10 protein-coding genes and 1 tRNA gene are annotated in these 11,220 nt (G+C 61.6%); all 11 read left to right on the top strand.

What is annotated here, in order from left to right; all coding sequences use genetic code 11:
- The first annotated feature begins 284 nt into the window (after positions 1–284).
- The 11 genes from H5T60_06540 to H5T60_06490 all read left to right on the top strand — a co-directional run bounded on the left by H5T60_06540 (position 285) and on the right by H5T60_06490 (position 10,425).
- On the top strand, positions 285–1,787 hold the full coding sequence (locus H5T60_06540) for a hypothetical protein (protein ID MBC7242085.1): 1,503 nt from the start codon (positions 285–287) through the stop codon (positions 1,785–1,787).
- A gap of 149 nt (positions 1,788–1,936) precedes the next feature.
- Positions 1,937–3,532: a C10 family peptidase gene (locus tag H5T60_06535; GenBank protein ID MBC7242084.1), complete on the top strand. Its 1,596-nt coding sequence runs from the start codon at positions 1,937–1,939 to the stop codon at positions 3,530–3,532.
- Positions 3,533–3,549: 17 nt separating this feature from the next.
- Entirely contained in the window at positions 3,550–3,861 is a 312-nt protein-coding gene (locus H5T60_06530) for a hypothetical protein (protein ID MBC7242083.1), read from the top strand.
- Between the two features lie 24 nt (positions 3,862–3,885).
- Positions 3,886–4,332, top strand: a complete 447-nt coding sequence (locus H5T60_06525; protein ID MBC7242082.1) for an SRPBCC family protein — start codon at positions 3,886–3,888, stop codon at positions 4,330–4,332.
- A 206-nt stretch (positions 4,333–4,538) separates the two neighbouring features.
- The gene (gene ftcD / locus H5T60_06520; protein ID MBC7242081.1) at positions 4,539–5,432 is read left to right on the top strand and encodes a glutamate formimidoyltransferase; all 894 of its coding nucleotides are present in this window, start codon (positions 4,539–4,541) and stop codon (positions 5,430–5,432) included.
- Between the two features lie 23 nt (positions 5,433–5,455).
- Entirely contained in the window at positions 5,456–7,009 is a 1,554-nt protein-coding gene (locus H5T60_06515; GenBank protein ID MBC7242080.1) for a methylmalonyl-CoA carboxyltransferase, read from the top strand.
- A gap of 20 nt (positions 7,010–7,029) precedes the next feature.
- Complete coding sequence (accC, locus tag H5T60_06510; GenBank protein MBC7242079.1) at positions 7,030–8,544, top strand: acetyl-CoA carboxylase biotin carboxylase subunit; 1,515 nt, start codon at positions 7,030–7,032, stop codon at positions 8,542–8,544.
- A gap of 6 nt (positions 8,545–8,550) precedes the next feature.
- Entirely contained in the window at positions 8,551–9,057 is a 507-nt protein-coding gene (locus H5T60_06505; protein ID MBC7242078.1) for a biotin/lipoyl-binding protein, read from the top strand.
- Positions 9,058–9,124: 67 nt separating this feature from the next.
- Positions 9,125–9,197 (top strand) — tRNA-Lys (locus tag H5T60_06500).
- Between the two features lie 119 nt (positions 9,198–9,316).
- Positions 9,317–9,658 carry a hypothetical protein gene (locus H5T60_06495; protein ID MBC7242077.1) on the top strand — a complete coding sequence of 114 codons (342 nt, stop codon included), beginning with the start codon at positions 9,317–9,319 and terminating at the stop codon, positions 9,656–9,658.
- A 44-nt stretch (positions 9,659–9,702) separates the two neighbouring features.
- Positions 9,703–10,425 carry a site-specific integrase gene (locus tag H5T60_06490; protein MBC7242076.1) on the top strand — a complete coding sequence of 241 codons (723 nt, stop codon included), beginning with the start codon at positions 9,703–9,705 and terminating at the stop codon, positions 10,423–10,425.
- Positions 10,426–11,220 lie beyond the last annotated feature (795 nt).

The raw sequence follows: 11,220 nt of genomic DNA, 5'->3' as shown, positions 1-11,220 counted from the left end.
AAACTGCCGATGAATGTCGACAGCGGGCGCAGGCCATCGTCGAGGCCAAGGCCGGCGGTATTGCTGATCTCGCACTGCGTCAGCACTACCTGCATTCCAAGTCTGGCGTGGATTGACCGATTCGTTTTGTAGCCATTTTGTAGCCATCCTTGTGTCATACTGCTATCCGGAACTGACGCGCACAGTGCTGGATAGCAGTTTTTGTTGCCCGCCCGTCTCCAGCTCTATCCGCGGCGTGTATGATGGAGAATCAGAGGTCATGAGGTAACAGCAGGAGGGAAGCCATGTCCCGCAAACTATGGGTGGTCTGCATCATGGTGGCGTTGGGCCTGATGGCCGGCTTTATGCTGACCCTGGCACAGGAGCCAAGCTCCCAGGGGGATGTAGAAGTACAGGCAGTGGTGGGCACCGCCTTTACCTATCAAGGCCAGCTTCGCCAGGGCGGCAATCCGGTCAACGGTGCCTGCGACTTCCAGTTCAGTCTGTGGAATGCCGGCAGTGGTGGTGTCCAGGTCGGCACGACCCAGACCAAGACCAATGTGATGGTGAGCAACGGTCTGTTCACGGTACAGGTGGACTTTGGTACCGGCACCGTTTTCACATCCCCGCCTTTCACGGGCGATGCGCGCTGGCTGGCGATCGCTGTTCGCTGTCCGGCGGGAAGCGGAAGTTACACGACGCTTGCCCCGCGCCAGGCGCTGACCGCGGTGCCATATGCGCTTTCCCTACGGCCGGGCGCGGTCATCAGCGGGAGTATGGCACTGCCTAATGCGGCGATGGCAGTGGTAAATTCCGCCAATGGCCCGGGTATCAGTGGTTACAGTCTTGGCACCGGGATATCGGGCATCAGCGCCGGCGACAACACGATTGCCGTGCTGGGCGAAGCGACTGGCGCCCACGGCGTCGGTATGGTCGCGAGGCACACGCTGAGCGGGAACTACGCGGAGCTAGGGCTTGATTACACGGCCCTGCGCGCCGTGGCGGCCGTAGGCGACGCCATACGCGGCGAAAGCGGGACGTCAGCCAAATCCGGTGTGTATGGCGTGAACTCTGCGAACGATGGGTACGGCGTCTTTGGCCGCAACTCCAACACGGCTAATTTCGGCTATCTGGGAGGATCGGCCGCCGGCACCTACGGAGAGGCCCGCTCCATGCACGGTATCGGCGTGTGGGGTGTATCCACCGTCAATTCCGGTGTCGGTGTGCGGGCGGAAGCCAATGCCGCCGGCGGCACCGGCGTGGATGCCAGAGCGTACGGAACCAATGGGATCGGCATTCGGGCAGAGGGAGGACCGGGCGGCGTAGCGGCTCAGTTCCGGGGGAACGTCCGGGTGGTGAGCAAGGGCAGTGGAGCCACGATCATCGAGCTGGGCGAAGGGCTTGACTATTCGGAGGGATTTGATGTCGTTGATGGGACCTCCATTGAACCTGGCATGGTGCTCATCATAGATGCGGCGCATCCTGGCAAGCTCACTATCAGCACAGAGCCTTATGACCGCAGGGTGGCCGGCATCGTGGCAGGTGCGCAGGGCCTGGGCTCTGGCGTGCGTCTCGGCGTGGATGGGTTTGACTATGACGTGGCGCTGGCCGGCCGGGTATTCTGCTATGTCGATGGCACCTATGGGGAGGTACTGCCCGGGGATTTGCTGACCACATCCCCTACCCCAGGTTATGCCATGGTCGTGAAGGATCACGAGAGAGCTCAGGGTGCCATCCTCGGCAAAGCGATGGAGGCACTACCGGAGGGAGAACAGGGGCAGATTCTGGTGTTGGTCACCTTGCAGTAAGGCAGTGCTAGGGCAAATTCATTTGGCGGAGCGCGGGAGCCGTGCATATCTGCAGTGGTATTCCTTTTGAGACAGCGGCGAAACCTGCTCCACGGAAGATCTAATGCTGGGCAGGAATGCCGGCGGCTTGGATATGGAGGTATAGGCCAATGAGAACCAGGGGCCTGGGGCTTGTCCGATGGATGGTCCGCCTGCTGTACGCGGCAGTTGTCGCCTTGCTGTTGTCCTTATTGGGCGTCCCGCCAGTTCAGCAAGGGATGGCCGTCTCTCCTGAGGAGCCGGCGGTCATCACGGCGGAGGAGGCAACCGCCGCGGCCGAGAGCTGGCTGAAGTTCATCTTGGAGCGGGACGGTCAGTGGGCCGGCACTGCCACACCCTCCCTCGGCCCGCTCGGCGCACTGCGCCGGGGTGATATGACGGTAGGGTATTACGTTCCGGTCCGCCCGCGAGGCTACATCGCCCTCTCGAACATCCGGGATTTCGAGCCTGTGATGGCGTATTCGACCGAGAGTGACCTGGACCCCGTGGAAGAGAGGGGTATGGCCGGCCTGTTGAAGGACGTGGGGCAGGCCCGCGTCGAGTACATACTGCGCGAGTTTGGAAGCCTAGAGGCGGCCCGGCTGAAGGATATTGACCCGGACACGTCGGCGCGAAACCGCGAAATCTGGAAGCGCCTGCTGGTGCCGGCGGCCGGCAGTCTGTCCGAGCTGAGTTCAATGCTGTCCATGAACAGCGGCAGGGCCGGCCCGCTGATCCAGACCGCTTGGGACCAGATGCCCCCGTATAACAATCGGTGTCCGACCCAGGGATGCTCCTGGCCTGGGTATGGGAACTACAACCAGAATGCCGTGGCGGGATGCGTGCCAGTGGGGATGGCGCAGATCATGCGCTTTTTCTCCTGGCCCCCCTCGTTCGGGGGACAAGCGTACCAGTGGACGAACATGCTGGAGATATACCTATGGGACCCGGTGGAGCGCCGATTTGAGGATGCGACCGGAAGGCCGGTGACGCAAGCGGAGATTGATGCCGTGGCTGACCTGGTCGCGGATGCCGGCTCCACGCTGGATATTGACTACGGCTGTTCCTCTACCACAGCGTATATGTGCAACTGGTATTACGATGACGCCCGCGATGCCTTTGAAGACCATTTCTTCTACTCGGACCCCGAATGGGATGAACCCTGGTGCGAGGAACGCGATAGTTACAATTTCATGGAATGGTGGTACATGATTGTGGAGGAGGTGGACCACAATCGCCCCATGCTGTACCGCATCGCGGATACCGACTTTGCCCACCTGATTGTGGTTGATGGGTATGATGACACAAGCGGGCAGTATCAGGTGCACGCGAATTACGGATGGGGAGATGGGCATACCACCTGGTACACGCTGGATCAATTCGACTGCCGAGGCCCCTGCGATTGGGGAAAGTACGAGATGGTGCGCATGATTTATCCCCGGACGGGGATGTGTGTGCATATTGCCGGATTGTTCAGTCCCGCCAGCGTCCCCTACTATGTGTACTGCGACCTGTTGCTGTACAACGTCACCATTCAGGGAGGCGCCTGGTTTCAATTCCTGCCAGGCAAGAAGGTCACCTGTGCGGAAGCGACCACCGCCGAGATTATCGGGAACAATGACCCGGGCACCAGGTTTTACTCCGAGGGCATCTTCTCGCGAGGCCTGAGGGTTGGCGGGGGTGGGAAGATCAAGCTGTACCCTGCCGGGAGCATTAAGGTGTACTGAGGGGAGGGGAGACAAGGATGAGAGGCAAGCACGGCTTCACCTCGGTGATTTTGACCGTTGGCATACTGCTCTTGGTTGCCCTGTCCGGCCTGGCCGCGGCCCAAACCGGCGGCGGTTATGACCTCACCTGGAATACGGTAGATGGCGGTGGTATCACTTTCGGCGAGGGCGGCGGCTATGCATTGGGAGGTACGGCTGGTCAGCTGGATGCCGGCCTGCTGAGCGGCGGTGCGTTCACGCTCGCCGGCGGTTTCTGGGGCAGGAGCATGGCCGGCATGCCGGCAGGTTTCCATGTCTACCTGCCGCTGGTGTTGAAAGTCCATCCGTGAGATGTATCCAAAAGGAGGCGAACTATGGCACACTTGAAACAACACATTATCATACGCGCCCCGGTCGAGAAGGTCTATGCTTTTGCTCGGGACCCGCTCCGCTGGGCCACCTTCTGGGTTGGGCTCAGCGAGCCTGAGGAGCTGACGGGTCAGGGGGAAGTCGGCACAGTGGTGAAGCACAGCTACTTAATGGCCGGCGTGCGCTTTCCCGTCACCAGCCGCGTGCTGGAGGATTACTTTGGCCCCGAGGGCGGGCGATGGAAGGGCAGTATCGAGGGCCCGCTGGCCGGCAAGCAAACATGGACCTACACGCCGCAAGCGGACGGCACAGAAGTGGCGGTGGACATCGAGTATACTGTGCCCGGCTCAGCGCTCGGCAAGATTGCTGATCGCCTGGTTATCGAGCGCATGCAAGAACGCGCGCTGGAACAGACCCTGGAAAACCTGAAAATGCTGTGTGAAGCGGAGTAGGAAGCATAATTGTCCTGCCAGGGTACCCAATGCGCCCTGGCAGGGCATTTTGACGCTTTGCGCGCTTGATGTTACAATACACTCCAAATATATCCCCGCGCCGAAACCCGGTTCGCGGGGTTATCATTTGCAGTTGGGCCATGAGGGCCGCCGGCGAGCGCCTACGGCGGCACTCACCATATCATCACAGAGAATCGGGGGAAACCATGAAGCAAATCGTCGAATGTGTGCCCAACTTCAGCGAGGGTCAGCGCAAAGAGGTCATTGACCAGCTCGTCGCGGCGATTACCAGCGTGCCGGATGTCATCGTTCTGGATGTGGAGGCCGATCCGGACCACAACCGCAGTGTGATCACCTTCGTGGGAGAGCCGGCCGCGGTCGAAGAAGCCGCCTTCCGCTCCATTGCCAAAGCCGCTGAGCTGATTGACATGCGCCAGCATAAGGGCAAACATCCCCGTATGGGGGCGGCCGATGTGGTGCCCTTTGTTCCTCTGCGCGGCGTGACCATGCAGGATTGTGTCGAGATGGCCCGCCGGCTGGGCAAGCGGGTCGGGGAAGAGCTGGGTATCCCCGTGTACTTATATGAAGAAGCCGCAACGCGTGCCGAGAGGCGCAATCTGGCTGATATCCGGCGCGGCGAGTACGAGAAAATCGCCGAGGAAATAGGCAAGGCGCCGGAGCGCGAGCCGGACTTTGGGCCGGCGCGCATGGGGAGTGCCGGCGCCACCGCCATTGGCGCCCGCCCTCCACTGGTGGCGTTCAACGTATACCTCAACACCAACAATGTGGAGATCGCCAAGGCCATCGCCAAGGCGGTGCGCTATTCCAGCGGCGGCCTGCGGTATGTCAAGGCACTGGGGCTGTTGGTGGAAGGACGCGCCCAGATCTCCATGAGCGTGACCGATTTCCACGGCACGCCGCTGTTGCGGGTGCTGGACATGATCCGCAGTGAGGCGGCGCGCTGGGGGGTGAGCGTGGTGGAGAGCGAGATTGTGGGGCTGGTGCCGGAGGACGCACTGCTGGATGCGGCCATCGCCGCGCTTCAGCTCCACCGCTTTAAGAAAGACCAGATTCTGGAAAACCGCATCATGGGGTTGTAAGCCCCGGGAAGGATGCTCTGCCCATGGGGGCACACGAGGAAAAAATCCGCCGGCTTCGGGAACTGAAAGCGCTGTCTGGCCTCGGCGGCGGGGAAGAGCGCATCCGCCGTCAGCACGAACAGGGCAAGCTTACCGCGCGCGAGCGGCTGGAGCTTCTGCTGGATAAAGGGAGCTTCACCGAGCTGGACCGCTTCGTCACACACCGCTGTTACGATTTCGGCATGGAGCGCCAGCGCGTCCTGGGCGATGGCGTGGTGACCGGCTACGGGACCATTAATGGCCGGCTGGTCTATGTCTATGCCCAGGATTTCACCACCTTCGGCGGCTCGCTGTCCGAGGCCCATGCGGCCAAAATTTGCAAGATCATGGACCTGGCCATGAAGACGGGCGCTCCCATCATCGGATTGACCGATTCCGGGGGCGCCCGCATCCAGGAAGGGGTGATGAGTCTGGCCGGCTACGGCGAAATATTCCTGCGCAACACGCTGGCCTCCGGCATGGTGCCGCAGATCAGCGTCGTAATGGGGCCGTGTGCCGGCGGCGCAGTGTATTCGCCGGCCATCACCGATTTCATCATTATGGTCAATGACACCAGCTACATGTTCGTCACCGGGCCGGAGGTGGTGCGCGTCGTCACCCACGAGGACGTGACCTTCGATGAATTGGGCGGTGCGCTGGTGCACGCGACGGAGAGTGGGGTCGCGCATCTGGCGGTGCCGACGGAAGAGGATGCGATTTTCGTTGTGCAAAAGCTTCTGTCGTTCTTGCCGGCCAATAACATGGAGGAGGCGCCGTACATCACCCCGCGGGACGATCCCCTGCGCGAGGATGCGGAGCTAGATGAAATTGTCCCCGAGGAACCGAACAAGCCTTACGATATGCATGAGGTCATCGCGCATATTGTGGATGATGGCGACTTTCTGGAGATCATGCCGGCCTGGGCGCAGAATATCATCATCGGTTTCGCCCGGCTGGGTGGGCACAGCGTGGGCATCGTGGCCAATCAGCCGGCGGTGCAGGCCGGCGCGCTGGATATCAACGCCAGCGTCAAAGCCGCCCGTTTCGTCCGCTTCTGCGACGCCTTCAACATCCCCCTGGTGACCTTGGTGGATGTGCCCGGCTTCCTGCCGGGTGTGGCCCAAGAGCACGGCGGCATCATTCGACACGGCGCCAAGCTCATGTACGCCTACGCGGAGGCTACGGTTCCGAAGCTGACGGTGATCCTCCGCAAGGCCTACGGCGGAGCATATATCGTCATGAGTTCCAAACATCTGCGCGGGGATATCAACCTGGCCTGGCCGACAGCGGAGATTGCCGTGATGGGACCAGAAGGGGCGGTGAAAATCATCCATCGCCGGGCGCTGGAAGAGGCGGACGATCCCGAGGTAGTGCGAGAGCGGTTGGTGCAGGAATATCGCGACAAGTTCGCCAACCCATATATCGCGGCATCACGCGGCTATGTGGATGCGGTCATCGAGCCTCATGAAACCCGCCCGCGTCTCATCAATGCGCTGGAGATGCTGCACAATAAGCGCGAATCCCTTCCTCCTAAGAAGCACGGGAACATTCCTCTGTGAGCTGGAAAAAGGGGCAGTAGATGTTTAAGAAGGTTTTGATCGCCAATCGGGGAGAGATTGCGGTGCGTGTCATCCGCGCTTGTCAGGAGCGCGGCATTAAGACGGTAGCGGTCTACTCGGACGTGGACCGCACCGCCCTGCACGTGCGGTATGCCGATGAGGCTTATCATATCGGGCCGGCGCCGGCCAGAGAGAGCTACCTCAACGGCACAGCCATCATCGAGGTGGCACTGCGCGCCGGCGCGGACGCCGTACACCCAGGCTACGGCTTCCTCTCGGAGAACGCCGATTTTGCCCAGATGGTGATGGACGCCGGCCTGACCTGGATCGGCCCTTCGCCCGAGGCCATCCGCATCATGGGGGATAAGATTACGGCGCGCAAGCTGATGATGGAAATTGGCGTACCGGTGGTGCCCGGCGTCGAAGTGGGGTTTCATGAGGAAGAGGTGATCCAGGCGGCCGAATCGTTGGGCTATCCCCTGTTGGTCAAGGCATCCGCCGGCGGCGGGGGCAAGGGCATGCGGTTGGTGGCCAACCCGCGCGAGCTACTGCGATCCCTGGCGGCCGCCCGTCGGGAGGCGCTCAATGCCTTCGGGAATGACACGATATACCTGGAGAAAGTCATTCCCCGGGCACGTCATATCGAGATTCAGGTGCTGGCGGACCAGCACGGGAATTATATCCATCTCGGGGAGCGGGAATGCAGTATCCAGCGCCGGCACCAAAAGCTGATTGAGGAAGCTCCATCCACGGCGGTGACGCCCGAACTGCGCCAGGCCATGGGGGAAGCGGCACTGCGAGCGGCGCGCGCGGTTGGATACACCAACGCCGGCACGGTGGAGTTCTTGCTCGATCGGGACGGGAAGTTCTACTTCCTGGAGATGAACACCCGCCTGCAGGTCGAGCATGCGGTGACGGAGCTGGTAACGGGCATTGACATCGTCAAGGAGCAGTTGACCATCGCCGCGGGGCGCCGGCTGCGCTGGCGGCAGGAGGACGTGCAGATCATCGGGCATGCCATCGAGTGCCGCATCACGGCCGAGGACCCGTACAATGATTTCATGCCGGTAGCCGGCCGCATCACCAGCCTGATCGAGCCGACCGGCCCGGGGGTGCGGCTGGAGAGCGGCATTTATGCCGGCTGTGAGGTGACGCCCTATTACGACCCCCTGATCGCCAAACTGGTGGTGTGGGGGGAAAACCGGGCCGAGGCTATCCTCCGCATGCGGCGTGCGCTGGAGGAACTGCGCATTGGCGGCATTCACACCTCTGTGCCGTTCCATCAGCGGGTGATGGACAGCGCGCGCTTTCAGACGGGGCAGTTTGACACGAGCTTTGTGGAAGGGCCGGACGGCTTCTGCCTCACCTGTGAGGTTCAGCCGGAGCTGATGCGCATCGCCGCCATCGCGGCGGCGCTGGTGGAGAAAGAGCGGGGCGAGCAGGCACTCATGCTGGGACGCGCCCATCAGCACGCCGGCGGGAATCATTCCGGCTGGAAGCAGGCCGTCTGGCGCCACTTCCCACGCGGATGGTGAGCGGCGATGAAATATTATGTCACAGTCGAGGGAGTGACATTTGAGATAGAGGTCCAGCCGAACGGCGAGGTGCTGGTGAACGGCGAGCGTCTGCAGGTGGACATGCAGAAGAGCGGCTGGCTGAGCCTGTATTCTCTGCTGGTCAACCACGCCTCGTATGAGGTGATGATCGAGCCGGATGCGGAGCGCCGCAATGTGTACGAGGTCCTGCTGGAGGGCGCTCGTTTCCAGGTGCAGGTGGAGGATGAACGTTCGCGCCGGCTGGCCCGGGCGGCGTTCGCGCTTCAGGCGCCGCCGGGGGAATTGATACTGCGTCCGCCCATCCCGGGGCTGATCGTGAGTGTGCCGGTGGAGGCCGGCCAGGCGGTGGAGAAAGGCGAGACACTGGTCATATTTGAAGCCATGAAGATGCAGAATGAGATCCGGGCGCCGCGGGATGGTGTCGTGCGGGAGGTACGTGTGCGGCCGGGCATGCAGGTGACGCAGAAGGATGTGTTGTTGATATTGAAATGAGGGGTGGAAGCGAAGGGGCCGGAATTTTGACAAAGTGGGCCGGCGATGATATATTAGCATTGCTTGTGGGCCGCTAGCTCAACTGGCAGAGCAGCTGACTCTTAATCAGCGGGTTAGGGGTTCGATTCCTCTGCGGCCCACCTATCTACAATATGTAGCCTCGTTTTCCACATGTATCCACTGTATGTAGTATGCCCCGTTCCCCCTTCACCCTTTGTCTGGCCTGACAACACTTTTGACAACATTTCGGAGGTGCGCGATGGCCAGAGGCAAGGGAGAGGGGACGATCGTCAAGCGCACGGATGGGCGTTATCAAGCATCTTTGCAGGTCAACGGGCACCGACGCACGGTGTACGGGCGCGCCCGCCAGGAGGTGGCCCAGAGGCTGAAGGCCCTCAAGGAATGGGCGGAGCGCCAGGGGGAGCTCCCCGACAGCAAGCGCACCGTCGCTGACCTGATACAGGCCTGGCTGGAGACCTGCGAACCGACGCTGAAACCCCGCACGCTGAATGACTACCGCCAGACCTGCGAGCGCCATATCCTGCCCGCCCTGGGCAAGACACGCCTCTGCAAGCTGACCCCTCCCACGTCCAGAGGCTGATAAACGCCCTCCAGAAGGCCAGCAAGGCCCGCACTGCCCAACTGGTGTACGTCCTACTGCACCGCGCCTGTAAGCTGGGCGTGATGTGGGGCTGGCTGATGGAAAACCCCTGCGACCGCGTTATCAGGCCCCGCCGTACGCCTGCCCGCAGGGAGCTGTGGACGCATGAGCAACTGCGCGCCTTCCTGGAGGGCATTCATGACCATTGGCTGTATCCCCTCTTTGTCCTGGCGGTGACCACCGGTGCCAGGCTGGGGGAACTGCTGGCCCTGCAGTGGGATGACGTGGACATGAACGCGGGCACGGTGACGATCCGACGTTCCCTGCACCGCATTGCTGGGGAGTGGGTGGAGAGCGACCCCAAGACCCGCGCCGGCGTGCGCACTATCGCCCTCCCCCAGGAGGCCCTGCATGCCCTCCGCAAACAGAAGCGCATACAGGCCCAACTGCGCCTGCAGGCAGGCCCAGCGTGGGAGGGCACGGGGCTGGTCTTCACGGGGGAGCGGGGGCAGCCCCTATGCCAGAGCACTGTCCAGCATGCCCTGCGCAGGGAGTGTGAGCGTCTGGGACTGCCGCGCATGACCCCTCACGGACTGCGCCACCTGCATGCATCGCTCCTGCTGGAGGCTGGCCTACCGGTGCCCCAGGTGGCCCAGCGCCTTGGCCATGCCACGCCCCAGGTCACCATGAGCGTGTACGCCCATGCACTGAACCGCTCCGACAGGGAGGCCGCGGAGGTTCTGCAGAGGGCGATAGGAGCGCGCTAGGATGGCCACAAGACGCATTCAGAGGCCCTACAAGGCCCTGAATTTCGTTACAAGGTTTTTTTCTCTGATATGCCCACGTGCCTTTTGGCGGCATAGAGCGCCCCGTAAGGCCCCCAGGTGAGCAGTCTGGGGGCTTTGTGCGTTCCGCATCAGGCAAATGGGTTCCATCCCCAACCTGGCTGGGGATAGTATAGCATACAGGGTGGGGATGGTACAACGCTCATGATAACTGGGTTACACGCTCCCTTGGGCTGGCTCCATTGTACCACAAGGGCGTCCTACGCGTAAGACACACAGGAAAATTCCTGCAGGGGGATAGGCACGCTGGATAGCAAGCAAGGGAGCATGACAATATCGGTAAATTTTGTGGTTGACATGGGAGCGCGACTTTGGCAAAATGATGTCTAGCACGCAACGCATTAGACGAGAGGTTCGTGATGAGAGGGAAGCAAAATCTGGAGCGGACATTATCTTTTTGTGTTCCGGCTGGTTTCACCGCGGAGCTTGAGCAAGCGCGCCGCGCGCCTGGGTTTCGATCCCATAGCGACGTGATTCGCGCCGCGCTGGTGGAGCACTTGAGCAAGAAAAGGAGGAAGAACATGACAGGGAACGACGGTGAGAGAAAAGCGACCGCCGCGTGTTCGCGGCACGCGGCGGCGGTGGGGTTGGGTGCATGTGGAGAGCGACCCGGTCATATTCAAGCGGCTGTGGAGATTCGTTAGCAGCGAGAAGTGGGCTCCCGCGGCGTACTTTCAGAGCATCTTGCCTTTTGTCCTGGCTCGCTTTCGCGTGGGG

The sequence above is a fragment of the Anaerolineae bacterium genome (assembly GCA_014360855.1).
GTDB lineage: Bacteria > Chloroflexota > Anaerolineae > JACIWP01 > JACIWP01 > JACIWP01.
The sequence above is the reverse complement of the archived record's forward strand: the minus strand, read 5'-3'. Positions and strand labels throughout refer to the sequence as shown.